This is a genomic window from Mesorhizobium sp. M1295 (assembly GCF_040318135.1).
Taxonomy (GTDB): Bacteria; Pseudomonadota; Alphaproteobacteria; order Rhizobiales; family Rhizobiaceae; genus Mesorhizobium.
Genome location: NZ_JAMYLU010000008.1, coordinates 53,799 through 77,691, shown reverse-complemented (window position 1 = coordinate 77,691; position 23,893 = coordinate 53,799). Strand labels below are relative to the sequence as shown.

Genomic DNA, 23,893 nt, shown 5'->3' with positions numbered 1-23,893 from the left:
GAAACCCGAAGTGAGTCTTCGCCATGTGCCTTGAATTGACCTGCGGATGATGTTCCAAACCCTTGTCGAGTTTCAGCGCACGATCTACCTCGCGCTGGCCGAGCAGATCAAATTGCTGTCGGCGGGCGGCGACTGGCTGGCGTTCATGGCCTTCTTGCCGATGGGAGTGCTGTTTGGTGCGGCGCATGCTCTGACGCCAGGTCATAGCAAAGCCGTGCTGGCGACGTATCTGGCCGGTTCGGATGCCAAGGTTTCGCGCGGCCTTCTCGTGTCGCTGACACTCTCGTTCACGCATGTGACGATAGCCGTGCTGATCGCAGCCCTCTCGTTGCCGCTGGTCTCGATTGCTTTGGGTAGCGTTGGCCGGGCGCCGCTTTTGGAAGATGTCAGTCGCGGCCTGCTCGGCCTGATCGGCGTCTGGATGCTCTGGCGCGCTTTGAGCCATGGCCATCACCACAAGCATGAAGGTGAGGCCGTCGGCGTCATGGCGGGCTTGATCCCGTGTCCACTCACGCTTTTTGTGATGACCTTCGCGATATCCAGAGGCGTTCCGGTCGCCGGCATCCTCTTCGCAATCACCATGATGGTCGGCGTGGCGTTGACGCTGTCTTGCGTAGCCGTGTTGTCGATCCTGTTTCGGGAGCGTCTCGTACATTTTTTCGACAGCAGGCCGCGCCTGTTCGATATCATTTCCCGCTCTATCGAAGGCGGGGCAGGCCTTGTGCTCGCCGGTGTAGCCATCTGGCAAATCTCTGCGCGCTGAAAGACGTTCAAGCAGACAGCCGGACGTAAAGCGTGGCCTCGCCGATGGATGGCGGGCTGGACGGCGCAATAGCGCCATCCGTCCGAACTCAGCGTGACCGTTTGCCCGAGCCGCGTTGCAAGCTCGCCAGAGGCCGACCTAGCTCTTCTTGACCGCAACTTTGTCGAGGGCTGCGCGCAGACCTTTCGCCAGCTTCTGCGCATCATCGTTCGCCCAGAAATGCATGAAGAAGAGCCGGGGCTGCTCATCGAGCATGTGGCTATGCAGCGCGGTGATCTCGATGCCGTCGTGCTGCATGGCTTTGATAACCGGATCGACCTCCTTTGCCGTCAGCACAAAATCACCCGTGATCGCCGCCTTGCCGCCACCTGTCGATTGGAAATTAATCGCTATTGCCGAGCCCATGGCCGCCGGCACTTCCATTCCATTTTCCTCGACCGGCTCAGCGCGCGGAATCGTGAACTGATAGACCGCGCCATTGGCCTTACCCTTATAGCCCATGGCTTGGTCGACACCGGCGGCGTCGAACTCGATCTGCGGAGCGGCTTGCGGCTGGGCGCCGCCTCCCATCGGTGTTTTGCTCAGCGCTAATCCGGCATGAAGCGCTGTTGCGAGCGTGACTGGGTCGCCTTGGCCGAAGACGTGCATATAGAGTGTCATCGGCTCCGCGCGCAGCAAGTGGTTGTGCAACGCGGTGATTTCGATCCCGCTTTCTTCAAGCTTCGTCATGACCGGGTTCACCTCGTCCTGTGTCAAGACGATGTCACCCATGACCATGGCCTGTTTCCCCAGGGGTTCGAACGCGATCCAGCCTCCGAGCGCAAATCCTGGTTTCAGGGATATGCCATCGAGCGATACCTTCAGGTCCGTTCGTGGCAAGCCCACCCGGTAGACGCCGCCAGGCATTTCGGCTCCGGATTTGCCGAGCGCCTGTGCGATTGTTTGCCAATCGGGTGCCGCCGATGCCGGTTGGAGCAGCGCCGACATCGCAATCAGCGTTGCGCCGGTCATGAGTTTTGCGTGCATGGGATTTCTCCTTGTGATCTGCCCCCATCGCCCAATTCGTCATGCGGCTGCTGGTTTCGAGGCTGGCGGCCAGTTGTGCGTCTCCCCCTTGCGGCGCGAAGCCCAGGCATAGAGTGCGTCGTATATGACGAAGCCGTGCCTCAGCACTTCGTGGTCGTCGGGAGTCACATCCCGCAGACCCATGGAGATCGCCAGCAGGCCGGCCGATTGCGGCGTCAGGTCATGCCGGTCGGTGTCGGCACCGCGCACAATCGCGGCAATGGTCACGATCGCCGGGTCGCGCTCGAGGCCGTATTTCGAGACGAAGGTATCGAAACTGCAGCCGTCGCCGACATGGGTGAATTCGACGCCGGGCACGTCGTATGGCGTCGCGCCCGTCTCCTGGGCAATAGGGATCACTTGATCGGGCGGCACGAAGAGGAACTCCGGATCCTTGTCGATGAAGCGCGCAATCAGCCAGGGGCAGGCAATGCGGTCGATGACCGGACGTTCGCGGGTAACCCATTTCATGGTTCATCTCCTTCCTTGAGTATCAGCGGGACGGTCGGCGCGCCGATCGCATGCCAGGCGGCGATGCCGCCTGAAAGCGCACTTGCATCGATGCCGCGGCGACGCAGTTCGGCGACGGCGTCACCGCTGACCTGGAAGCCGTAGACGCAATAAACGATGACCGGCTTGTCCCTCGCCAGTTCATCCGCCCAATCGGCGATCTTCTCGGGGGCTCGGAGCTTGGCCCCTGGCAGCATATCGCTGCGCTTTGCCACATCCTCGGCGAGGCAGACGTCGAGCACCACGAGATCTTCTCCCTGATCGAGGCGCGCCCGCAGTTCCTCTGGCGCGATCGCTGGAACCGTGTCGTCCGATGCCGATCCTGTTGAAGGATCACGCTGCGCGATGGCCCGGCGGTGGCGGGCAGCGACCCGTTCCCAATGGATGTTCTTCATGAAAGCATCCACATAGACGCCAGCCTTGGTGCCGAAATCCATGTGGTAAGCATGTTCGTACATGTCGAGTGCGAGGATCGGAATGCCGCCGGCGAGACAGTTGGTATGGTCCGCTGCCCATTGGATCGTCAGCCGATCGCGGCGCTCCGACCAGGTGAGCAAGGTCCATCCCGAGCCGCCGGCTTGCGCCTTCGCACAAGCCATGAACTTGGCGCGCCAGGCGGCCATGCTGCCGAAGTCGCGCTCCAGTGCAGCCGCGAGATCGTCTCCGGCATCGCCGGAGCCACCGAGCCCATCGAAATAGATCTCGTGCAGGATTGCCGAATTGGCGGCGACCAGCTCTTCGCGCTTCAGCCCGTTGATGTCGAAGACGGGTGCCGCGCCCCAGTCGAGTCCGTCGAGCCGCTGTTCGATGGCGTTGAGGCGGCGAACGGCACCGCCGTAATTGTTTTCGTAGTGGCTTGCCAACAGCCGCTCGGAGAGGCCGACGAGGCGAGGCGGCTTGAATGGCAGCGGCATGATCTGGTGTGGCATCGGTTCCCCCACTCTGCGGCACGGCCCATCCGTGATGAGGCGAACGCTATGCCCGAATGAAAAATGATACAAGTGTTGCATTTGGTTTTGTTCGTGATACGGTTCACTTATGAGTGAGGGGCAATCGCAGGAACAGCGCTGGCTGCTCCTGATCCATCAACTGCCAAGCAAACCCGCCTACTTCCGGGTGAAGATCTGGCGACGGTTGCAAGGCATCGGCGCGGTCGCAGTCAAAAGCACCGTTTACGCCCTGCCGGCGAATGCCGAGATGCAGGAGGACTTCGAATGGCTTCTCAAGGAGATCGTCGCTGGCGGCGGCGAGGCCATGATGTGCGAGGCGCGCCTTGTGGATGGTTTGTCGGACGCCCAGGTCAGGGCGCTCTTCGACGCAGCCCGTGACGCCGACTACGCGGAAATCGTCGAGGAAGCGCGCGATCTGGCCGCAGCGATCAAGACCGATGCGACATCGGAAAAACATGCGGAAGCGCGTCCGCAACTCGGCCGCTTGCGCAAGCGGCTCGCGGACGTCGTGACGATCGACTTCTTCGGCGCCAACGGTCGCCTCGCCAGCGAGGGACTGATCGCCGAGCTCGAGGCACAGCTTATAGAGGACAAGGCCATGACCAAGGAACCGAAGAAGGCGGCCGAGCCGAGCGAGCTCAAGGGCCGGATCTGGGTCACGCGCCGGGACGTGCATGTCGACCGCATCGCCTGCAGCTGGCTGATCCGTCGCTTCATCGATGCTGACGCGATCATCCGCTTCGTGGCGGGCAAGGGATACGTGCCGAACGAGGGGGAATTGCGCTTCGACATGTTCGAGGGCGAAATCACCCATGAGGGAGACCGCTGCAGCTTCGAGGTGCTGCTGGCCCGCGCCGGCATTACCGATACGGCACTCCAGGCCATCGCCGAAATCGTCCATGACATCGACCTGAAGGACGGCAAGTTCGGCCGCGAGGAAACCACGGGCATTGCCAGCCTGATCTCCGGTATAGCGATGGCGCATGCGAGCGACGAGCAACGGATCGCCGAGGGCGCTTCGGTGTTCGACAACCTGTACCGATATTTCCGCTCGAAGCGCGGGTGACCCGAGGAACTAATCATGGCCAATGCAGAGAGCACCGTGACAGCACCAAACAAACCAACCGAGACCCCCGGCCATGGCATTTCGTTTGCTGAGGCCACGCGGGTGTGGGCGCGTGTGGCCGCGCTCAGCTTCGGCGGTCCGGCCGGTCAGATCGCCATGATGCACCGGATCATCGTCGAGGAAAAACGCTGGATCGGCGAGACCAGGTTCCTGCATGCGCTGAACTATTGCACGCTGCTCCCCGGTCCGGAGGCGCAGCAATTGGCCATCTACATCGGCTGGCTCATGCACAAGACCAGAGGTGGCCTCGTCGCCGGAATCCTGTTCGTACTGCCAGGCGCGGTCGCCATTATGGCGCTCAGCTGGATCTACGCCATCTTCGGCAACGTCGGCGCAGTTCAGGCCCTCTTCTTCGGCCTTAAGGCCGCAGTCCTTGCCATCGTCCTCGAAGCGGTTTTGCGCATCGGCAGGCGGGCGCTCAAGAACAATGTCATGGTCGGGCTTGCGGCAGCGGCCTTCCTGGCTCTTTTTCTCTTCCATGCGCCGTTTCCGCTGGTCATCCTGATCGCCGGTATCATCGGCTTCGGCGGCGGTAGAGTTGGCTGGGCTTCCTTCAGCTCGGGCAACGGTCATGGCAAGGTCGGCGGCAAGCAGGTCGCCGACGCCGATACCGCGCTTGGCGAAGGGGTGCCGGCCCACGCGCGACCGTCAGTTAGTTGGTCGCTGAGGATCGCGGCAGTTTTTCTGGCGTTGTGGCTGGTACCTGTCCTTGGACTTCTGATGCTGCTTGGGCAAGGCAACGTCTTCACAGACATCGCCATCTTCTTCTCCAAGATGGCGATGGTCACCTTCGGCGGCGCCTACGCAGTGCTCGCCTATGTTGCACAGCAGGGCGTCGAGCACTACGGCTGGCTCAAGCCAGGAGAAATGCTGGACGGCCTCGGCATGGCCGAGACCACGCCAGGCCCGCTGATCATGGTCACACAGTTCGTCGGCTTCATGGGAGCGTACCGGGCGCCGGGAGTGCTTAGCCCCCTTGTCGCCGGAACGCTCGGCGGCCTGCTCACGACCTGGGTCACTTTCGTTCCCTGCTTCCTATGGATATTCCTAGGCGCGCCATTCATGGAAACGATGCGCAGCAACAAAGCCCTATCCGCAGCGTTGTCTGCCATCACGGCGGCGGTGGTCGGGGTGATCTTGAATCTGGCGGTGTGGTTCGCGCTTCATGTGCTGTTCCGCGAACTGCGTGAGGTCAGCTGGCTGGGCATGACGCTGGACGTGCCGGTGTTCAACTCTGTCAACATCCCCTCGCTGGTTCTGACGCTCGGTGCGCTGCTCGCGGTATTTCGTTTCAAGATCGGCATGATCCAGGTGCTCGCAGCATGCTCGCTCCTTGGCGTGCTCTACGGCGTCGTGACGGGATCGATCTAAACTGTACCGTCGGAGTGACCGTTCGCCCGGCAGGAGGCAGATTTGACCGCTCAAAGTTCGGCGAACCAACTGCGCGGAAAAGTGGCGAAACACAAGTTTGCGCTCCTGCCTCCCGGGGCCCGGCCGGCGGCGGCCTATCTGCTGGCTTCTAGGGGATTGCGGGCGTTTGGCGACGGGCTCGTCAGTCTTCTGCTTCCTGCCTATTTGGCAGCGCTCGGTTTCAACGCTTTTGAGATCGGAAGCCTCGCCACCGCAACACTGGCGGGATCGGCGGCGCTCACATTGTCTGTCGGGTTTGTCGCGCACCGGTTCTCTCGCCGCTCGCTGCTGATCGCAGCAGCGGGCCTGATGGTTCTAACGGGGCTTGCGTTCGGGCTCGTCCAGGATTTCTGGCCGCTGCTCCTGGTCGCATTCGTCGGAACGCTGAATCCATCCTCCGGCGACGTCAGCGTGTTTCTGCCGCTCGAACATGCACAGCTTGCGCATAGCGTCACCGATCGCGACCGCACCGCGCTCTTTGCCCGCTATAGCCTTGTCGGTTCACTTGTTGGAGCCGTCGGTGCTCTGGCGGCTGGAGCACCCGATATCCTCCGACAGGTTGTCGGCCTGGAGATCAAGCAAGCCCTCCAATTCGCTTTCCTGCTCTATGCTTCTCTGGGGGTGGGAGCGCTGCTGCTCTACCGTCGGCTGCCAGACGAGCCGCTCGATGCGGGTGCGGTGCCTGCGGAACCTCTGGGCAAGTCTCGAGCCATCGTCCTCACGCTCGCTGCGCTTTTCAGCCTTGACGCTTTTGCGGGTGGCTTCGTGGTTCAGTCATTGTTGGCTCTGTGGCTTTTCCAACGGTTCGGCCTATCGCTCGTCGCCGCGGGCGTAATCTTCTTCTTGACGGGCATCCTTTCGGCCGGGTCGTATCTGGTGGCCGTGCAGATCTCCAAACGGATCGGGCTCGTGAACACCATGGTGTTTACGCACCTGCCATCCAGTCTCTGCCTGTTGCTCATTCCCTTCATGCCGACCCTCGGTCCCGTTTTCGTACTTCTGCTGATCAGGAGCGCGTTGTCGCAGATGGATGTACCGACCCGCACCTCCTACGTCATGGCCGTGGTGTCGCCTGGTGAGCGAGCCGCAGCCGCGAGTGTCACCGCGGTCCCGCGCAGCCTCGCGGCTGCCGCCAGCCCGATGCTTGCCGGCTCGCTGCTCGCAATGTCCGGTTTCGGTTGGCCGCTGCTCATCGCCGGCGCCTTGAAGATTGTCTACGACATCCTTCTGCTTGCGATGTTCCGCAAGGTTCGCCCGCCGGAGGAACGACGGGAAGGTCCGTAGCAGACGCAGGTGCGTTGCCCGACGTGGCAACCACACGCGAAATGATGACCGTGCGCTGCCCGTGAGGATATCGGCCTCAGTCGAGTTAGACCTGCCACGGCCACTTTGCACATTCCTTCCGAACCTGCGCAGGGCTCAGACCCAAGTCTGCCAGCTGATGGTCTTCGAGTTCGGCCAGCTGTTCCCGTTGGCGATGGATTTCGATCCAGCGCGCCACCGATGCCATCGAGCGCACTAAATTTTCCATTGCCTGTGGCGATGAACGCCTCGGCGTCTCAATCAACACTTCTCATCCTTCCGCAGTGCACTGGTTGACGTGTGCTGCGGAAATGCTCCAATCTGCCCGCGGGCGCAAAGCATGGTTTCTCGTGCTTGGCCTAATTTTTCTCATGACATGGTGCGAAATTGGCCCGCCGATTGCCGTCACTCAACGCCCTCAAAGCCTTCGAGGCGGCGGCGCGCCACGAGAGCTTCACCAGGGCGGCGAACGAACTTTCCGTGACGCAGGGTGCCGTGAGCCACCAGGTGAAGGCGCTCGAGCTCGAATTGGGTATCAGGCTGTTCGATCGCGAACGTCAAAAGCTGACCATTACACGGGCCGGCCTCTCCTATCTGGAGGTGGTCCGCGATGCCTTCGACCGTATAGCTCTCGGCACGCAACGCATCCAGCATCTATCTCGGGCCGGAGCGTTGACGGTCAGCACGTCGCCCGACTTTGCCGCCAAGTGGTTGGTAAACCGCCTTGGCAGGTTTGCCGAGACGCATCCGGACATTGATCTCAGGATTTCCGCAACCATGCATCACGTCGACTTCGCTAGAGAGGACGTCGATCTTGCCGTGCGGCATGGCGATGGCAATTGGGCGGGGCATGATGTTGTCCGCCTGTGCTCCGAGCAACTGTTCGTGGTCTGCAGTCCCAAACTTCACCGCCGGATGCGCGAGCCGTCCGATGTGCTGAACTTTCCGTTGCTGCATCTTGATGACCGAAAGGACTGGTCGGAATGGCTCGAGGCCGCCGGCGTGGTCGATGCCGAACTCTCCCATGGGCCAGTCTTGAACCGCGCCAGCATGGTCATAGACGCCGCTATCGACGGCCAGGGCGTCGCACTCGCCCGCACCACGCTTGCGGCTTGGGACCTCATCAACGGGCGCCTCGTAAGGCCGTTCGCCACGACGCTGCGATTGTCCAAGACCTACTGGATCGTCTGCCCCAAGGCGACGTCGATGCTCCCTAAAATTACGACATTCCGTGACTGGCTGTTGGCTGAGACCGCCGATGATGTGCGCCGCCTCAAAACGCTCGGTCCAGAGGCCTAAGATCGAATCGTGAAGGTCAAGCAGTTGGAAAAGTTATTCGCAAGGGCTCAATCGTTCGAGGACTTCTGCGACGGGCGAACGTCCTAGGTCTGCGCCGCATCGACGCTGCTTACGTTGTAGGTATGTTCGCCGACAAAGGCCCCGACTATGTGGATCGGATCGATGCTATAAGCCGTGGCTGCATCTTTGATCTGTTGCACGAGATTTTTATCGTTACTCAGCAACGCCAGAATCTTGTGGTACTTGGCGTCGTAAGTCGTCTTGAAGGCGCGGGTCCTATTCGCTGCCGCTGCGGGGATCGGCGGCTGCTGCTCGAACCGGTTTCCGGGAGGAACGACCGTGAGGCCCTTCGCGAGAGCTTCGAGGCCCAATCCGTTGGCAAAAACCAGGACAAGGGCGGTCAGCGCTGTGAGCGCGTGCTTGGTTTTTTTCTGTCATCCCGAGGAGCAGGGTATAGACCCACGCTCGCCGCCCGTTCCTGTATGAACCATTCAAGCTCAATCAGCGTGGCACGCCGGTTGTCAACGCATGACCGCGATCGCCGGGCATGATCGCGCCCTGGGTGTGACGTATCGGTCACTATGCTGGTGCTGACGCCAGCAAGTCGTTCGCGGGACCGGCATCTCGGCCAACCTGTTGCCTTGCGAATCTTCGAACACGAGTCTGGCGTTGATCGAGCGTACCGCCCTTGGAAGGTTGCTTTTCACCCTAAACGTTATGATCGGTCCCGTCCGTCCAGGCTCAGCGGACCAGTCCAGTAGCACGAGCTCGTCCGACCTTCCGCTCAAGCAGTCGCATTGGTTTATCTGCCGTCGGTCCTTGCTACGGGTCGCTGCAACTTAGTGGTCGAATGCGCCTTTTCGTTCCCGCTTCGCAGATGCTAAACGTTCGCTATGCTTTACATTGAACTCGCGACCGTCGTCGTCCTGATCTGCATCAACGGCCTGCTTGCAATGTCGGAACTAGCCGTTGTCTCGGCGCGGCCGGCTCGGCTCAAAGGTATGGCCGAACGAGGCCTGAAGGGTGCCAATCGCGCGCTGGCGCTTGGTGCCGATCCCGGAAAATTCCTATCGTCTGTCCAAATAGGGATTACATTGGTGGGTGTGCTTTCCGGCGCGTTCTCAGGCGCCACGCTGGGCGAGCGCCTGTCATCTCTCTTGGCCGCTAGCGGCGTGCCCGGCAACGTTGCAGACGCCTTGGGTGTCGGTATCGTAGTGGCAGCCATCACCTATGCCTCTCTGATCGTGGGAGAACTTGTTCCCAAGCAGATTGCACTTCGCAATCCGGAGGGCATAGCAATGCGTGTAGCTCCGGCGATGACCGTCGTTGCGAAAATTGGCGCACCGTTGGTGTTTTTACTGGATTTCTCCGGTCGTGGTTTGCTGTGGCTTTTAGGCCAAAAAGGCGAGTCCAAGGAAAAAGTCACCGATGAGGAAATCAAAATGTTGGTTGCCGAAGCCGAGCATCACGGGACCATCGAGGCAGACGAACGCCGGATGATCGCGGGCGTCATGCGTCTGGGAGACCGGGCGGTGCGCGCCGTTATGACACCACGGACCGATGTGGACTGGATCGACATTACCTGGGAAGAAACGAGAGTGCGCAAGGCGATCATCGAGACGGAGCATTCTCTGCTGCCGATTGCCGAAGGTACGGTCGATGCAATGATCGGCGTCGTGCAGACCCGCAAGGTACTGGCGGGCATGCTCAATGGGCAGAAGGTCGATCTCAGGCGTCACTTGCAGAATGCGCCGATCGTGCACGACCAGGCGGACGCGCTTGATGTGCTGACAACACTGAAAGGAGCACAGGTGCCTGTGGCCCTGGTCCACGACGAGTACGGTCATTTCGAGGGCATTGTGACGCCGGCCGACATCCTCGAGGCGATCACAGGCGTGTTCCGTGCCGATCTCGAAGCCGAGGAAGAAACGGCCGCCGTGCAGCGCGAGGATGGGTCATGGCTGCTTGCGGGGTATATGCCCGTTGACGAGATGTGTGATCACCTTGCCATCGAGCTCCCAGAAAATCGCGATTATGAAACAGTTGCCGGTTTCATCCTGTCGCACATGCACCATTTGCCGGCGACAGGCGAAACGGTCGAAGCGGACGGCTGGCGGTTTGAAGTCGTCGATCTCGACGGCAGACGCATCGACAAGGTCATGGCCAGCAAATTACCCAGCGGACGCCGGCTCGCTCGGCATTAAATCAATGATCGCGCAGGATGGCAGCCGCATGTCTCTTACTGCCGTCGGGACGATTGATTCACGCCTTGTCGGGCAGAAGACGAGCGTTCCGAAGGCGCACATGCCAATTCGACTGATCGACCGTGTCGCATGGATCAAAGTATGAACGACAACCATCAAGCTGCAAACCGGGAAGAAATGTAGGCGGGTAGCTTCACACACGTATTGGGCGCGTGTTCGCTTGCGCTTCAGCGGGTATCAAAGCTAATGGAAACCCGGAGAGGACTTGGCTGCTTCAGCAGGTGAAAAGTGCTGCCTTTCTCACGGTTCTATCTCGCGTCGTGCCTGCTCGCGCTTATAGCGCTGGTCGCCATTCTTGAGCTCGGCCTGCTTCCGGCACTGCTTTCAGGCCTTCTCGTGTTCAACCTCGTTCATTTCACCGCACCGATGCTCCATCGAATCGGCGTCTCCAACAGTCTGACGAAAAGCCTTGCGCTGACCTTGGTGGCATTGATTTTCACGCTCCTGATAGCCGCCGCTATCTTTAGCGGCGTGTCGCAATTGACTGGCGGTTCGGAGAACGTCGTGACGCTCCTCAAGAAGATGGCCGAGATCATCGATACCGCGCGTGTCCATCTCCCGACTTGGGCGATGGCCTATTTTCCGTCGAATATCGAGGAACTGGAAGTCTTCGCGGCCCGGTGGCTCCGCGAACATGCCGGCCAGCTTCAACTCGTCGGGCGAGATGTCGGCGTCCTGGTGGTCCACATTGTCGTCGGCATGGTGATCGGCGGCTTGATCGCGGTGAGCTCGGCGGCGCCATCGGGCGAGCCCGGCCCACTGGCGATCGCGCTGGCGGATCGTGTCAAAATTCTGAGCAAGGCCTTTCGCAACATCGTGTTCTCGCAAATCCGGATTTCGGCCTTGAATACGTTTCTAACGGCGATCTATCTCGTCGCTGTTCTGCCGTCCTTCGGAATCGATCTGCCATTCATCAGGACGATGATAGCGCTGACTTTCGTCGCCGGCCTTCTGCCGGTCATCGGCAATCTGATCTCCAACACCGTGATCGTCGTCGTCAGCCTCAGCATCTCCTTCCTTGCAGCGCTCGGCTCGCTTGCCTTTCTCATCGTCATTCACAAGCTCGAATACTTCGTGAACGCCAAGATTATTGGAACGCGGATCAATGCGCGTGCCTGGGAGCTTCTTCTGGCGATGGTTTTCATGGAGGCCTGGTTCGGTATGCCGGGTCTTGTCGCCGCGCCGATCTATTATGCCTATCTGAAGGCTGAACTCACGATGCGCGGGCTAATCTAGTTTCCGTCCATAAACGCCGGTATTTCGCAGCATTTGCAATCGCTTGGATCCGACCGGAAGCGCCGTTGACGGGCATGGACAGGTCAGGAATAGTTGATGATCGACAAAATGCAGTGCTTGGCAACGATCGGACGCACGCCATTGCCGGCGGCTCTGCCGGCGGGACGGCTGCGATGCCGAGCTGATATCAGGTCGGCCTGAGGCGGGTGAAGAGGACGAGGTTGTAGGCCGCGACCGAGGACCAGACGTAGGTTTTGAAGTGATCAAGGCCGCGCCAAGTGCAGCGCGCCAGGCCGTAAGCGCGTTTGAGGCACGAGATGCCAGCTTCGATGCCGGCGCGAAAGTTGCGCAGCTTGCGATAGACCCACTTGCTTCTGACCATATCCTCGATCTTGAGGCCGGCTTTCTTGTGGAAGGCCATGTCGGAGACGCCCCACGCCTTCGCCGTGGCCAGGTTGTCGCGCGTGGCGAAGCCACCATCGGCTGCTGCCTGCCGTGGCGCCTGACCCCAAATGCCTATGTGACGCTCCAGCATCGGCAGCAATCGATCGCTGTCGGCCGGGTTGCCTTTCTCGATCACCAGATCGAGGATCATTCCACTCTTGCCGGTGGTCAGGTTGAGCTTGTGGCCATACTCGGTGTCGCGGCTGCCTTTGACGATGATATCGGCATGCTCTTCGAACAGGCTGACCAGCTTCTCGCCGGCCGACACCGGCTCGCCGGCCAATACCCGCCGCTCGCTCTGTCTGATGATGCGTTCGACCAGCGGCCGATAGTGACGGACCTGGAGCTGCCACAGTGCGATGGACGGTGTGCTCGCCAGTACCAATCGCTCGCTCGCCTGCTCCAGATAAGTCAAGGTCGCACGGGCGATTGCGATCAGCTCGCGGTAGAGTTGGACCCGATTGGGTCGACCGCGCGTGAACTGGATCTTGCGAGCCCGCTTCTTGGCTGCGCGGCAATGATCGCGCCATGCTGAGCCGGCACCGCCGACCAAGGCGTCAGCCCGCTTCAGCAGGCGCACCATGACCCGCACGGCATCCCAAAGCAGGCTGCTGTCGCTCGGCTCGTGCATGAGTGCCGAGGTCACGGTGCTGTCCAGCCGCACGACTGCGCCATCTTCGAGCTTCGCCTGCCGAGCGCTCGACAGCAGTACCCGATTGACCTGCTCCCAGGTCTCGGACCGGATCGCACTGATGGTCCTTTGCAGCACCGACTTGTGCGGGCTCCATGACAAAGGCAGGCGAGCAAAGGCGCGAAACGAAGCGGAGTCCTCAAGATGGAACGCCAGCTCCTGGTAGCTCAGTTGCCGGTATTGCTTGAGGATCGCGCAGCGCAACACCGCTTCGGCAGGCAGGCCCTGCCGTCCGGTGGCCTTGACGTCGACCCGCACCAAATCGCGCGCCACCAAGCCAAGAAGGTCGCGATGCTCATCCAGCCATTGCGACATCGCCTTCAACTCGTGACCGATCTCGTGCGTGGCGAAAAGATCGAATATGCTGGCTTGGACGGTGCGTTCTTGGCGCATTGTCGGCTCCGGCGGTGGCAAGGCTTTGGAATCAGTGGCATGATCCAAGATACCTGAAACCGCCGGGCCTTGCTCGCGCAAAGCCGCGATTCATCCAACAGAATCAATCGTTTGCCGTTTATGGACGGAAACTAATCTAGGATTGGAATGCCGATCGAACGAAACCGGTCGCGTCGATGATATCCTCGTGGTCTGATTAACAGGCCAGCTAGCGTCAGCCTCATTGATTAAGACGGAAGGCGACGGCGGCTGCGATGCAGATTGCCGAGAAGAAGGTGTGTGCGTAGCGGTCAAATTGGGCGCGATGCGCTGCAAGTCCTTCAGCTTGGCGAACATGTTCTCGATCTTGTGACGTTGGCGGCATAGGGTGTTGTCGTAGTCGATCGGCTTGTTTCCGCTTTTGGCCGGTGGGGTGCATGCTTCGATGCCCAGCAGGCCAGTTCTTGCCGGGACCAATTGATGTCATAGCCACGTGGCGACGCTCCATCCACCGAGTTATTGTGCAAGGACGTTGCTGATCTCGACCACGTTTGAGCGCACGCGCAACATATAGAAGCCAATAGTCGTTAGATGATTCGGCAACAGCCAGCCGTCCTCGCGGCCATTGGCGATGATGAGGGGCTGGATGCGCAGCGCCGAGACGAATTGCGCATCCATCGTGTCCCACAGATTGCCGAGATGCTTTTCCTTGATCACGTCCTCGAAATCGGCCTGGGCGCCCTTCATCAAGCCGTAGTAGGCATAGAGCTGGCCATAGGCGAACCAGAAGCGGTCGTCGGCGCGGAAGTCGAACCAGCCATTGTTGTGGTTTTCGGCGCGCTCCTTGAGGATCGCCGAGGTCGAACCGATGTCGGAGGAGATGCGGTCGATATACTGCTTGAGATTGTCGGCGCGGGCATCGAATGTCGCCTGGCAGGTGGCGAGGCGGGCGTTGAAGGAGCGCAGCTTGTTGACGGCATCGCGATAATAGCTCGGCGTCGGCGTCTTCGGTCCGAACGGGTTCAGGCCGAAATACCAGGTTTCCTCGTCGAACTGCAGATTGCCACGCGCATCCTGCAGATCGGCGTCGATCTGCGATGTCGTGCGCACGCGGCCGAGATTGTCGGCAAGCTCGGTGGCGGTGCGCCGCACCGCCTGGTTAATACCGCGCTGGAGCGAGGCCTTGTTGTCCATGAACGGGGTATGATCCCAGTCGATGCCGAACAGGCCGACCTTGTAGAGGATCATCGAAGAGACCCAGGCATTCTGGTTGACGTTGAGATCGGTGAGGTCGGCCGCTATCTGGGCGATGCCCGAGTGTTCGCAGGTCTTGGCGGTATCGGTGCCGGCGCCGGCCGCCACCTGTTCACCGGCCGAGACGTTGCGGTTCTCGAGAGTGTATTTGTCGACGTAGTTGGGATCGAACTTGTTCCACCACTGGGTGGCGTAGAAGAAATTGGCATAGAGACCGATCAACACGAGCAAAGCGAGGCCGACCACCGCCTTCAGGATCCAGCCGCGTTGCGTGTACCAGCGCCCGGCCCACAGGAATGGCCACAGGATCACGCCGATCAACAGGCCGATGCCGCGGCCGATCCCCTGGAAAATGCGGGTGATGAAGTTCACGATCGGATCGAGCATGGCGATGTCGCCCCCGTTAGTCTGTCAAGCAGTAGTGTGCGAAACGCCACCTTGTCTCTCAAATATGTGGTTTTCAGAACGTCGCGCTGGATAGACCATCCTTGCCAGTTTTGAACTTGCATAGTTATCGGCACAGGATGCCTCGCTCCGCCACTCTCTTCTATTATCTGAAGTCGATAGACTTGCACCAAATGCAAGCGGAATTGGTCGCATGACAGCCAGCTTTTCCGGCGCTAGGTTCGCGTTTGTTCGGCCACCAACCATAATCATTTCGTGCCATCGGTGAGAAGCGCTCTGAGTTCCTCGAGCCGGTCATTGACGAGCCAGCCGTAGTTCTCGACGGGCAGGGGGCGGCCGATCTGTCGGTCACGGCCTGCCTCAACTCACGTGTAGGCGAAGCCGCTGGCCTTCTGCGAACGCTAGGGCGCAGGATTCCAACTCAAGTGACCGGGTATCTTTGTTGCTGTCTTCGACCACGCGAACAAACCATTCGCCGCAGGCTTCGATCACTTCCATAAGGATTTGCTTCTGGTTGAGCTGAACTGGGCCGTCCATCGCAATCGCCTCACACGCGCTACATGGGCAATGGCGGATTTGTAAGACCACCAAAATCAGCTTTTTAAGAGCAAAATTCGCTGCATTCGCGTGCTTGGTTGCGAATGAAAAGCCCGCTGCCGGGAGGAGGTGGCAGCGGGCTCGATTTCGATCACGGCGCGGGAGGAGGTGCACCGCTTTCGGGTTGTCGGGTCTCATCTGGGAGGAGTAGACGGCCGACCAGCTCAAACTATCTGGATCCGCATATGCTGCAATGCACAATTGGACATGGCTCGCATGCAGAAGTGTCTACTCAGATTGTATTTTGCACCCGTGCGCCCTGCGACGAAAAATTACGTGCGGTGGCCGCAGCGACGGCAGACTACAGCCACCTGCCAAACCCCGGCAGCCCGCCGTCGGCCACAACTATTGCATGTTTGAATCAAGAGGTGCAACGCCACATAGAGAAGGCGGAGTCGCTGGCAGGTTGCCTGCATGGACGCGGAATGAGGCGTCCACCAATCGCATTTGCGCTTCGGTCGAGCGAGCGCTCTTCTGCACGAGTTGTGACAGGGGAGGGCCTGTCAGGCTGGAAATTCACAAGCTGCCACGCAATTGAGGGTGAAAGGATGCAAGACCTCATCGATTTCGATCAGGCTAAAACTCGGCGCTGGGTTGACAATCCTATCGCATCGTCGCCGATCAGCGGTCGGATTGTCGAGAGCCGGAAATGCGCGCGATCTCAGCCGGTCGGCTTCGATGCAAAACATGCGGACCACCGCGGACGGGGACAGTCGGTCCCGCGTCCCGTCCTGCGGCCGGCGCTATGCTGACGCTCCTACGGCTGTCCCGTTCACCGTCCGCGGCGGGGGCGAATTTCCTCCGTCCTGCGCGCGACAATCGTCATTGTTGCGGACGCGCGCAGGACTGCGGCTTATACGCCGTTGTACCTTAGAGCGCCGACGGTCGCCGGCGCGGAGATGCTTGGGCATGGAACCGAATCCCAGGCAGGGTATTGAATCGCACCACGTATCCGAGTTCCGCATGTCGGCTGTAGATGGCACCCTCAGTATCAGCAAAAGGCGCACACGGCGCAGAGACTCAGAATCTATCCCTACATATCCGCTGCCGGGGTTTCGGTCCTTCCAGCTCTGCACATTGACAGACCACATACCGGTGGGCGGGGATTGGCTCTTCGAGATGAAGTTCGACGGCTATCGTGTCCAAGTCGCCATCTCCGGCTCGAACGTCGTCGTCTATACCCGCAATGGCCACGACTGGACACGACAGTTCAAGGTCATCTTGCCGCCGCTTCAGAGACTGACCAAAGGCGCGGTGCTGATCGATGGAGAGATCGTCGCCATCGACAGCCAGGGCCGCACGAACTTCTCCATGCTGAAAACCGGCATTGCCGCAGGAATGCCCCTCAAGTTCTACGCCTTCGATCTGCTTGAATTCGATGGCGAAGATCTTTCGAACCAGCCGCTCCGCGAGCGCAAGGAGCGACTTGAGTCCCTGCTGGGCGCTCGCCTCCCTGACGACAGCCTGCAATTTTCCAGCCATATCGTAGACCAGGGCAGAAGGGTGTTCGACGCCATGTGCTAGGGCGGCCATGAAGGCGTCGTCGCCAAGCGCGCCGACAGCTCCTATGTCGGCGACCGCACCTCGAGTTGGCTCAAGATCAAGTGCACGAAGCGACAGGAATTCGTTGTCGGCGGCTATCGCCCAAGTGACACAGGACTTGGCATGGCCTCGCTAATCCTCGGCACTTACGACAATGGCAAGCTCATCTATCGCGGCCGCGTCGGAACGGGGTTCACCGCGGCGATGCGCAAGGACATCCTCGCGAAGCTCGAGAAACGCCGTGTTGAGAAACCGGCTTTCGCCTCCGTTCCGAGAGACATTGCCCGCCGTGCCCGGTGGGTGAAGCCCGAGCTTGTTGCCGAGGTTACCTATGCCGAAGTGACACCGGACGGCAGCTTGCGGCATCCAAGCTTTGAGGGCATGCGCGAAGACAAGCGAGCCGACCAGGTGGTGATGGAAATGCCGATGACGCCGGCAACTCTTGGCTTCGCCAATCTCGATCCGGGAATCGGAAAGGAGATCGCCGCTGCTGTCGGCGTCAAGCTGACGCATCCGGACAAGGTCATGTATCCCGGGACCAAGGTGACTAAGGCCACGCTCGCCGCCTACTACGCCGTGGTCGCCGAGAAGATGCTGCCGCACATCCAGGATCGGCCGCTTTCGCTGGTGCGCGACACCGACGGCGACCTGCAACAGACCTTTTTTCAGAAGCACAGACTGCCAGGCATGCCCAAGGCCATCCATGACGGCCAATTGGAGAAGATGTCCGGAAGGGAAAGCCGCATCTTGTGGGTCGATGACCTGGCTGGGCTGATCGCAGGCGTCCAGATGAACGTGCTCGAATTCCACATCTGGGGAAGCCGTCGCCAGCAGCCGAATCTGCCGCACCGCATGATCTTCGACATCGACCCCGACGAGGGCCTGGGCTTTACTGCCGTCAAGCAGGCAGCTCTCGACATTCGGGGCATTCTGGAAGCGCTTGGACTGCAGTCGTGGCCGTTGCTGTCCGGCGGCAAGGGCGTTCATGTGGTCGTGCCACTCCTCCCGGAGGCAGACTGGGACGAGGTCAAGAGCTTCTGCCAAGACTTAGTCGAACTACTGGCCCGTACAGATCCGTCGCGCTTCGTCGGCAACATGAGCAAGGCGAAGCGCAAGGGTCGAATGTTTCTCGATTACCTGCGCAACGGCCAGGGCTCCACTGCAATCTGTCCCTGGTCGACTCGGGCACGCGCGGGGGCGTCGTGCGCGGTGCCCATCAGATGGGAGGAGTTGCCCACCTGCGAAAGCGCCAACGGTTTCGATGTTTTCGCCGCCGCCGCGCGGGCTCAGCTGCCCGAAGCCTGGGAGGGTTATTTCGACGTCGAACAAACGCTTACCGACCGCATCCGCCACGCAGTCCGGTAGCGACAACCACACTAGATGGTTAGCGACATTTGCCGATTTGGCGCGGACCGCCTTTGCCCCAATTCGAGAGCGTCCCCCCTTCTGCGGGAGGCCCCCGCAACGCCGTCTAGAGTGAGAGTACGGACCGGTTTGCCGTGACGGGTTGAGAGCTGGAGGAGAGGCCTCCGGCGCCCGTCGCGGAGAACCGCGATGTCCAGACATTACGCTCGCGTCGGCGCCGACCGGGCAAGCCTCTATGACGATATCACCAACAAGATCATCGCCGAACTGGAAACAGGCCGCTTTCCCTGGGTGCAGCCCTGGGGCACGGCGGCGGCGCAAGCGCCCCTCGCTATGCCGGCCAATGCCGCGACCGGCCGCGCCTATTCCGGCATCAACGTGCTGATCCTGTGGGGTGCGGTCGTCGAGCATGGCTTTCCTGTCCAGGGCTGGCTGACTTTTCGCCAGGCCCTATCGCTGGGCGGTCATGTCCGTCAGGGCGAACACGGCACCACCGTCGTCTATGCCGACCGTTTCATCCCTGACGACGAGAAGAATCGCGCGCGGGAAACCGGCGAGGCAGCTCAGGCGATACCGTTCCTTAAGCGCTTCACCGTGTTCAACGTCGCGCAATGCGAAAATCTGCCCGACGATCTGGCCGTGGCTCCGCCTGCACGAGAGCCCGGACTGATCGAGCCGGCCGTCGACGCGCTAATCAAGGCGACAGGCATCGATTTCCGCATCGGTGGCAATAGCGCCTACTATGTGCCGACGCACGACTACGTGCGGGTACCGCCCCCACAGGCCTATTTCGAGCCGATCGACTGGCACCGCACCACCCTGCACGAGCTTGGGCATGCGACCGGCCATGCCTCCCGCGTCGGCCGCGACCTCGGCGGCGCCTTTGGCACCAAGAGATATGCTTTCGAGGAACTGGTCGCCGAGATGAACGCAGCCTTCTGCTGCGCCTCGCTTGGCATCGTGCCAACCGTCCGCCACGCCGATTATATCGGCGAATGGCTTTCGGTGCTGCGCGAAGACAACCGCGCCATCGTGCGTGCCGCCTCTCAGGCCAGCAAGGCGGCCGACTGGCTGCTTGCCTTGCTACCGCAACCTGACGGTGCAGCCAGGGCAGGCCCGGCCAACGTCGATGAGGCCGAGATCGATAGGAGGGCGGCATGATCCTCCTCACCGACGAACTGCGCGAGCGCCTCCTCGCCAATGGCCGCGAGCGCAACGCCGATCACGCACCGGTCGTGAAGTTCTTCAATCCGCTCGGCGAAGGAACCTGGCTCGCTACCGAGCTGGAAGCCGATGGCGACGCCATGTTCGTCTCGCCGATCTCGGCTATCCCGAGCTGGGCAGTTTCTCGCTCCTTGAGATGACGTCGATCCGGCTGCCCTTCGGCATGGGCATCGAGCGCGACATCCTCTTTGCCACTGACCTGCCGATTCCGGTCTGGGCAGAGGCCGCCCGCCGGGCTGGAAGCCTTCGCGACGCGGAACGCATCCTCTATCACGCCGCCCAGTCTGGCCGAGATGGCGCGTGAGATCTCAGCTTAAAATCCGCAATGTCACAGATGCGCAAAGTCGTGTCTGCGGCCCTGTCTCCCCTCCGGATCTTCGGTGTGCGGCGCAGTCCTCAGAGTGAGAGGGCTGCGCCCGTCTTTTTTTACGGGTTTGGAGGTCGAGAGAGTCTCGGCCGCCCGTCGCGGAGATAGTCCATATGGCTACGCCCAAGCAGAAGATCACTCTCAACGCTTCACGTGACATCCCCTTCAACAAGCTGATGCTGAGCCAGTCCAATGTCCGGCGCATCAAGCGTGGGGAAACGATCGAGGACCTTGCCGCCTCGATCGCACGGCGCGGCCTGCTCCAGAGCCTCAACGTCCGGCCAGTGTTGGATGGGGAGGGTAACGAGACCGGCATGTTTGAGGTGCCGGCTGGCGGGCGCCGCTATCGCGCGCTGGAACTTCTGGTCAAGCAGAAGCGCATGATCAAGACCGAGCCAGTTCCCTGCGTCGTCAGCGACGCCCAGAGCGCGGTCCCGATCGAGGAGGATTCGCTGGCCGAGAATTTTCAGCGCGAAGATTTACATCCGCTCGACATGTTTCGCGCCTTCCAGACCTTGCACGACCAGGGCGCGAGCCACGAGGAGATCGCGGCACGCTTCTTCGTGTCCGCTACCTTTGTCCAGCTGCGCCTGCGGCTCGCAAAAGTTTCGCGCAAGCTGCACGAGGTCTACGAGCAGGAGGGCATGCAGCTCGAGCAGCTCATGGCCTTTACAGTGACCGACGATCACGCCCGTCAGGAGCAGGTCTGGGAGGCGCTCGAAAACTCCTGGTCGAAGGAGCCGCAGCAGATCCGGCGCCTGCTGACGGAGAGCACGGTGCGCGCAAGCGATCGCCGGGCGCTGTTCGTCGGTGTCGACGCGTATGTCGCTGCCGGCGGCGTGGTGCTGCGCGACCTGTTCGAGGCCGACAATGGCGGCTGGCTGCAGGACCCCGCTCTGCTCGACCGCTTGGTCCGCGACAGGCTGAAGTCGATCGCCGACGAGATCGCGGCGGAGGGCTGGAAGTGGATCGTGGTCGATGCCCATCTGCCCTACGGGCACAATCACGGTCTGCGGGCACTGGCCGGCACCCCCGTCGATCTGACCGACGCGGAGCGGGCGGAACGCGAAGCCCTGCGGGCGGAGTACGATCGGCTGGAAGCCGAGTATGGCCAAACCGACGAACTCCCCGACGATGTCGATCAGCGCCTCGGTCAGATCGAGACCGCGCTTGAGGCCTTCGAGAGCCGGCCGATGAACTACGATCGGGCCGAGATCGCTCGCGCCGGTGTGTTCATCAGCATCGATCGTGATGGCGATCTCGTCGTCGATCGGGGCCATGTGCGCCCCGAGGACGAAGCGATGCAGGCGGTCGACGGCGACTCCGCCGAGCCAGGCTGCGCCACCGAGAACGAGGATAGCAGACACGATCCTTCGGTCCGCCACGCCATTATCACCATCGGCGCGCAGGCGTCCGAGCCTGAGGAGGATGACGGCGACACCATCAAGCCGCTGCCCGAACGCCTGGTCATCGAACTCACCGCCCATCGCACGTTGGCGCTGCGCAATGCCGTGGCCGAGAACCAGCATGTGGCCATCACGGCTCTATTGCATAGGCTCGTCCTCGACACCTTCGGTCAGCGTTCCGCGACCGGCTGCGTCGAGGCCTTCGTCCGGCATGTCCACCTGCCGTGGCAGGACGTCGGTCTCAAGGACAGCCCCGCGGCCAAGGCCGTCGATGAGCGCCATGAGGCATGGAAGAGCGTCATTCCACTGGATGACGACGAGACCCTATGGGCTTGGCTCGACGGGCTCGATGAAGCCCGCCGGCAGACGCTGCTGGCGCATTGCGTCAGCTATGGGATCAACGCCCTGTTCGAACGACCCAATCCCTACGGCAGTGGCGTTTCCCAGCATGGGCTCGATCAGCGCCTGCGTGAAGCCGATCGGTTGTCCCGTGCCACAGGGCTTGACATGGTAGATGCCGGCTGGCGGCCAGCGGTGGATAACTATCTCGGCCGCGTCACCAAGTCCCGCATTCTCGAAGCCGTGCGCGAAGGCGCCGGCGAGCAGGCCGCCCAGCTTATCGACCATCTCAAGAAGGCCGACATGGCCAAGGAGGCCGAGCGCCTCCTGGCCGATAGTGGCTGGCTGCCCGAACCGCTCCGCCTCAGCGGCGATGACGCGCCGGCAGCGCAGCCGGATGAGGGCGAGGAAGCCGACCTTCCTGAATTCCTCGCCAGTGACGACGAGGACGGCTCGGCCGCCGATGAGACTGCCGCACACGCGGTAGCCGCCGAATAGCACCGTTGGCGGCCCGGCCCGGGTCGCTCGGCCCTTTCTTCTTCACCTCACGGCCCGGTGTATCGCCGGGCCATTTTTCGTTTCAGGAGACACATCCATGTCCGCCCACATCGTCTATGACAACGCCCCGCTCGGCTCGCTGATCCGGTACTCGGACGGCACGCCCAGACCGCCCGCGCGCTTTGCCCGCAAGCTGGCGGACTGGGAGCGTCGCAACGGTCTCGGCCGCCTGGTCCGCAAGGCACCACCGCGCGACCGTCCCACCTACTGCGCCCCGGCCTCGATCACGCTCAACGAAGGGAACTTTTCCTCCGGCGGCATCATCCTCGTGACCGTTATGCGCAGCCACTCGGTCGACAGCACGCTCAGCTTCGAACTCGTCGAGCGACCCGCGATCGGCATGGTCAGGGTCCTGCAGCAGGTCGGTGACGACGACGAATTGCTCCACCTCGCCGAGAGCCGCGATGCGGCCGAACTCTGGTTGGCCAAGACCGGATACCGCAATGCGCGTCTTGAAGACATCACCGCCGACGAGGTTGGCGCCGATGTCGTCGAAGGACGGGCGGCGGCCTGACCCGCGCGGCGTCACACCCACACCTAGAACATCAATCCTCAGCTATCGCCGCCCGGGCTCGGAGACGAGCGCCGGGCAATTTGCTTTTCCAGGAGCCGCCAATGCCCGAATTCACAATCGAGACGACCTACCACCTGCCGATCTTCCGGCACGCAACCTATTCGGCTGACACGCCTGAGGTCGCCTGCCGGCTAGCCAACGAGGACGATGACAGGTCGGGACAGCGGGAGGATTGCGAGTCCTCGGACGAAACCCATGTCACCGGCATCTGGGAGGGTGCCAGCGCCGCTTATCGTGGACAGGCCATTCCGGTTCCTTCACATTTCGGGGAAGCGGTGCAGCGCAAGGCCGCACAATTCGAACTCATGCTGGGTTTGCTCAAGATCATCGTCGGCGATGCCCAGGCCCGCCGACCGCCGCCGCCGGGGTGGCTCGGCAAGGCCAAACGGGCGATCGCGCGCGGCGAAACGATCCTTGAGGGCGCCCGCGATCCAGTCGAACCCGGGATGCGCCATGAGCATTCCAGACCATGCCCGCAGCAACTTCCAGACGCTGCTTCGTGCCGCCGGCGACGGCAACCTCGCGCTGATGGAATGCGCCGACGCGGCGACCGGGCAGCGGCGTTATGTAATCTGCGCGGTCGGGCGGGAGGGCGCGGACTACGTGTTCACGCCGTTCGGTCATCTTGCCGACGGCAATCCCTATGATGCCTACCTGCCGCCCGATCCCGACGACGCCAATGGTTTCCTACAGAAGTCGGGGCCTGACGGCGGATTATGATCGAGATCGGTTGATAGCGGCAAGCGCTCCACCTCATGGCGGGGCGCTTGTTTTATTTTAGCTTCGGCGGGGCCCTGAGAGGGAGAGCGGGGCCGGGACGGGTTTGAGCC

General features: G+C 61.4%; 21 protein-coding genes and 2 pseudogenes. 14 read left to right on the top strand and 9 right to left on the bottom strand.

Annotated features, from left to right (window positions below):
* Positions 1-49 precede the first annotated feature (49 nt).
* A complete protein-coding gene (locus NKH29_RS13660; RefSeq protein WP_352999945.1) occupies positions 50-763 on the top strand; it encodes a HoxN/HupN/NixA family nickel/cobalt transporter in 714 nt (237 codons plus the stop codon).
* 138 nt (positions 764-901) lie between these two features.
* Here the strand turns inward: NKH29_RS13660 and NKH29_RS13655 are convergent, their stop codons facing one another.
* Genes NKH29_RS13655 through NKH29_RS13645 form a run of 3 tightly spaced genes read right to left on the bottom strand, consistent with a single transcriptional unit; the run spans position 902 to position 3,267 of the window.
* Entirely contained in the window at positions 902-1,789 is an 888-nt protein-coding gene (locus tag NKH29_RS13655) for a DUF1259 domain-containing protein (RefSeq protein ID WP_352999844.1), read from the bottom strand.
* Positions 1,790-1,828: 39 nt separating this feature from the next.
* The gene (locus tag NKH29_RS13650; protein WP_352999842.1) at positions 1,829-2,299 is read right to left on the bottom strand and encodes a chromate resistance protein ChrB domain-containing protein; all 471 of its coding nucleotides are present in this window, start codon (positions 2,297-2,299) and stop codon (positions 1,829-1,831) included.
* Positions 2,296-3,267: a Fe-Mn family superoxide dismutase gene (locus NKH29_RS13645; protein WP_352999840.1), complete on the bottom strand. Its 972-nt coding sequence runs from the start codon at positions 3,265-3,267 to the stop codon at positions 2,296-2,298. The genes NKH29_RS13650 and NKH29_RS13645 overlap by 4 nt, the downstream gene beginning before the upstream one ends.
* A gap of 109 nt (positions 3,268-3,376) precedes the next feature.
* On the opposite strand from NKH29_RS13645, the gene NKH29_RS13640 reads away from it, so the two are divergent.
* From NKH29_RS13640 to NKH29_RS13630, 3 genes are all read left to right on the top strand, one after another.
* Positions 3,377-4,354: a chromate resistance protein ChrB domain-containing protein gene (locus tag NKH29_RS13640; protein ID WP_352999838.1), complete on the top strand. Its 978-nt coding sequence runs from the start codon at positions 3,377-3,379 to the stop codon at positions 4,352-4,354.
* A gap of 15 nt (positions 4,355-4,369) precedes the next feature.
* Entirely contained in the window at positions 4,370-5,785 is a 1,416-nt protein-coding gene (chrA, locus tag NKH29_RS13635) for a chromate efflux transporter (protein ID WP_352999836.1), read from the top strand.
* Between the two features lie 105 nt (positions 5,786-5,890).
* Positions 5,891-7,108, top strand: coding sequence for an MFS transporter (locus NKH29_RS13630; RefSeq protein WP_352999944.1), 1,218 nt, complete (start codon positions 5,891-5,893; stop codon positions 7,106-7,108).
* 85 nt (positions 7,109-7,193) lie between these two features.
* Here the strand turns inward: NKH29_RS13630 and NKH29_RS13625 are convergent, their stop codons facing one another.
* A complete protein-coding gene (locus tag NKH29_RS13625) occupies positions 7,194-7,334 on the bottom strand; it encodes a DUF1127 domain-containing protein (protein WP_352999942.1) in 141 nt (46 codons plus the stop codon).
* Between the two features lie 179 nt (positions 7,335-7,513).
* Between NKH29_RS13625 and NKH29_RS13620 the strand changes: the two genes are divergently transcribed.
* Positions 7,514-8,425 carry a transcriptional regulator GcvA gene (locus NKH29_RS13620; RefSeq protein WP_352999834.1) on the top strand — a complete coding sequence of 304 codons (912 nt, stop codon included), beginning with the start codon at positions 7,514-7,516 and terminating at the stop codon, positions 8,423-8,425.
* Positions 8,426-8,508: 83 nt separating this feature from the next.
* Here NKH29_RS13620 and NKH29_RS13615 read toward each other — a convergent pair whose 3' ends face one another.
* On the bottom strand, positions 8,509-8,796 hold the full coding sequence (locus NKH29_RS13615; RefSeq protein WP_352999832.1) for a DUF1402 family protein: 288 nt from the start codon (positions 8,794-8,796) through the stop codon (positions 8,509-8,511).
* A gap of 522 nt (positions 8,797-9,318) precedes the next feature.
* On the opposite strand from NKH29_RS13615, the gene NKH29_RS13610 reads away from it, so the two are divergent.
* Positions 9,319-10,629, top strand: a complete 1,311-nt coding sequence (locus tag NKH29_RS13610; protein WP_352999830.1) for a hemolysin family protein — start codon at positions 9,319-9,321, stop codon at positions 10,627-10,629.
* Positions 10,630-10,917: 288 nt separating this feature from the next.
* Positions 10,918-11,925, top strand: a complete 1,008-nt coding sequence (locus tag NKH29_RS13605) for an AI-2E family transporter (protein ID WP_352999828.1) — start codon at positions 10,918-10,920, stop codon at positions 11,923-11,925.
* 187 nt (positions 11,926-12,112) lie between these two features.
* On the opposite strand, the gene NKH29_RS13600 is transcribed toward NKH29_RS13605, so the two are convergent.
* The 3 genes from NKH29_RS13600 to NKH29_RS13590 form a co-directional block, all read right to left on the bottom strand.
* Positions 12,113-13,453 (bottom strand): ISNCY family transposase, encoded by a 1,341-nt coding sequence (locus NKH29_RS13600; RefSeq protein ID WP_352902988.1) that lies wholly within the window; start codon positions 13,451-13,453, stop codon positions 12,113-12,115.
* Positions 13,454-13,948: 495 nt separating this feature from the next.
* Positions 13,949-15,073: a DUF2333 family protein gene (locus NKH29_RS13595; RefSeq protein ID WP_352999826.1), complete on the bottom strand. Its 1,125-nt coding sequence runs from the start codon at positions 15,071-15,073 to the stop codon at positions 13,949-13,951.
* Positions 15,074-15,451: 378 nt separating this feature from the next.
* Entirely contained in the window at positions 15,452-15,628 is a 177-nt protein-coding gene (locus NKH29_RS13590; protein WP_352999824.1) for a hypothetical protein, read from the bottom strand.
* A gap of 969 nt (positions 15,629-16,597) precedes the next feature.
* Between NKH29_RS13590 and NKH29_RS13585 the strand changes: the two genes are divergently transcribed.
* The 6 genes and pseudogenes from NKH29_RS13585 (at position 16,598) to NKH29_RS13560 (ending at position 23,003) form a co-directional block, all read left to right on the top strand.
* Positions 16,598-17,212 carry an ATP-dependent DNA ligase gene (locus NKH29_RS13585; protein WP_352999822.1) on the top strand — a complete coding sequence of 205 codons (615 nt, stop codon included), beginning with the start codon at positions 16,598-16,600 and terminating at the stop codon, positions 17,210-17,212.
* A gap of 18 nt (positions 17,213-17,230) precedes the next feature.
* Positions 17,231-18,595: pseudogene (gene ligD, locus NKH29_RS13580) on the top strand (DNA ligase D); the annotation flags it as partial.
* A 189-nt stretch (positions 18,596-18,784) separates the two neighbouring features.
* Positions 18,785-19,756 (top strand): ArdC family protein, encoded by a 972-nt coding sequence (locus tag NKH29_RS13575; RefSeq protein ID WP_352999820.1) that lies wholly within the window; start codon positions 18,785-18,787, stop codon positions 19,754-19,756.
* Positions 19,753-20,123: pseudogene (locus NKH29_RS13570) on the top strand (DUF2958 domain-containing protein). The gene NKH29_RS13575 and the pseudogene NKH29_RS13570 overlap by 4 nt, the downstream one beginning before the upstream one ends.
* A 176-nt stretch (positions 20,124-20,299) precedes the next feature.
* Positions 20,300-22,429, top strand: a complete 2,130-nt coding sequence (locus NKH29_RS13565) for a ParB/RepB/Spo0J family partition protein (protein ID WP_352999818.1) — start codon at positions 20,300-20,302, stop codon at positions 22,427-22,429.
* A 97-nt stretch (positions 22,430-22,526) separates the two neighbouring features.
* Positions 22,527-23,003, top strand: coding sequence for a UCP036055 family protein (locus NKH29_RS13560; protein ID WP_352999816.1), 477 nt, complete (start codon positions 22,527-22,529; stop codon positions 23,001-23,003).
* Positions 23,004-23,320: 317 nt separating this feature from the next.
* Here the strand turns inward: NKH29_RS13560 and NKH29_RS13555 are convergent, their stop codons facing one another.
* Entirely contained in the window at positions 23,321-23,518 is a 198-nt protein-coding gene (locus NKH29_RS13555) for a hypothetical protein (RefSeq protein WP_352999815.1), read from the bottom strand.
* Between NKH29_RS13555 and NKH29_RS13550 the strand changes: the two genes are divergently transcribed.
* Positions 23,517-23,783 (top strand): DUF6117 family protein, encoded by a 267-nt coding sequence (locus tag NKH29_RS13550; RefSeq protein WP_352999813.1) that lies wholly within the window; start codon positions 23,517-23,519, stop codon positions 23,781-23,783. The two genes, NKH29_RS13555 and NKH29_RS13550, sit on opposite strands and share 2 nt — an antisense overlap.
* Positions 23,784-23,893 lie beyond the last annotated feature (110 nt).

Excerpts from the sequence above, each read along its gene's own strand:
- NKH29_RS13565 (WP_352999818.1), top strand. The coding sequence starts at position 20,300 with ATGGCTACGCCCAAGCAGAAGATCACTCTCAACGCTTCACGTGACATC.
- chrA (WP_352999836.1), top strand. The coding sequence starts at position 4,370 with ATGGCCAATGCAGAGAGCACCGTGACAGCACCAAACAAACCAACCGAG.
- NKH29_RS13585 (WP_352999822.1), top strand. The coding sequence starts at position 16,598 with ATGGAACCGAATCCCAGGCAGGGTATTGAATCGCACCACGTATCCGAG.
- NKH29_RS13655 (WP_352999844.1), bottom strand. The coding sequence starts at position 1,789 with ATGCACGCAAAACTCATGACCGGCGCAACGCTGATTGCGATGTCGGCG.
- NKH29_RS13610 (WP_352999830.1), top strand. The coding sequence starts at position 9,319 with ATGCTTTACATTGAACTCGCGACCGTCGTCGTCCTGATCTGCATCAAC.
- NKH29_RS13640 (WP_352999838.1), top strand. The coding sequence starts at position 3,377 with ATGAGTGAGGGGCAATCGCAGGAACAGCGCTGGCTGCTCCTGATCCAT.
- NKH29_RS13555 (WP_352999815.1), bottom strand. The coding sequence starts at position 23,518 with ATGGCGCATCCCGGGTTCGACTGGATCGCGGGCGCCCTCAAGGATCGT.
- NKH29_RS13550 (WP_352999813.1), top strand. The coding sequence starts at position 23,517 with ATGAGCATTCCAGACCATGCCCGCAGCAACTTCCAGACGCTGCTTCGT.
- NKH29_RS13575 (WP_352999820.1), top strand. The coding sequence starts at position 18,785 with ATGTCCAGACATTACGCTCGCGTCGGCGCCGACCGGGCAAGCCTCTAT.
- NKH29_RS13600 (WP_352902988.1), bottom strand. The coding sequence starts at position 13,453 with ATGCGCCAAGAACGCACCGTCCAAGCCAGCATATTCGATCTTTTCGCC.
- NKH29_RS13650 (WP_352999842.1), bottom strand. The coding sequence starts at position 2,299 with ATGAAATGGGTTACCCGCGAACGTCCGGTCATCGACCGCATTGCCTGC.
- NKH29_RS13660 (WP_352999945.1), top strand. The coding sequence starts at position 50 with ATGTTCCAAACCCTTGTCGAGTTTCAGCGCACGATCTACCTCGCGCTG.
- NKH29_RS13590 (WP_352999824.1), bottom strand. The coding sequence starts at position 15,628 with ATGGACGGCCCAGTTCAGCTCAACCAGAAGCAAATCCTTATGGAAGTG.
- NKH29_RS13645 (WP_352999840.1), bottom strand. The coding sequence starts at position 3,267 with ATGCCACACCAGATCATGCCGCTGCCATTCAAGCCGCCTCGCCTCGTC.
- NKH29_RS13595 (WP_352999826.1), bottom strand. The coding sequence starts at position 15,073 with ATGCTCGATCCGATCGTGAACTTCATCACCCGCATTTTCCAGGGGATC.
- NKH29_RS13625 (WP_352999942.1), bottom strand. The coding sequence starts at position 7,334 with ATGGCATCGGTGGCGCGCTGGATCGAAATCCATCGCCAACGGGAACAG.
- NKH29_RS13560 (WP_352999816.1), top strand. The coding sequence starts at position 22,527 with ATGTCCGCCCACATCGTCTATGACAACGCCCCGCTCGGCTCGCTGATC.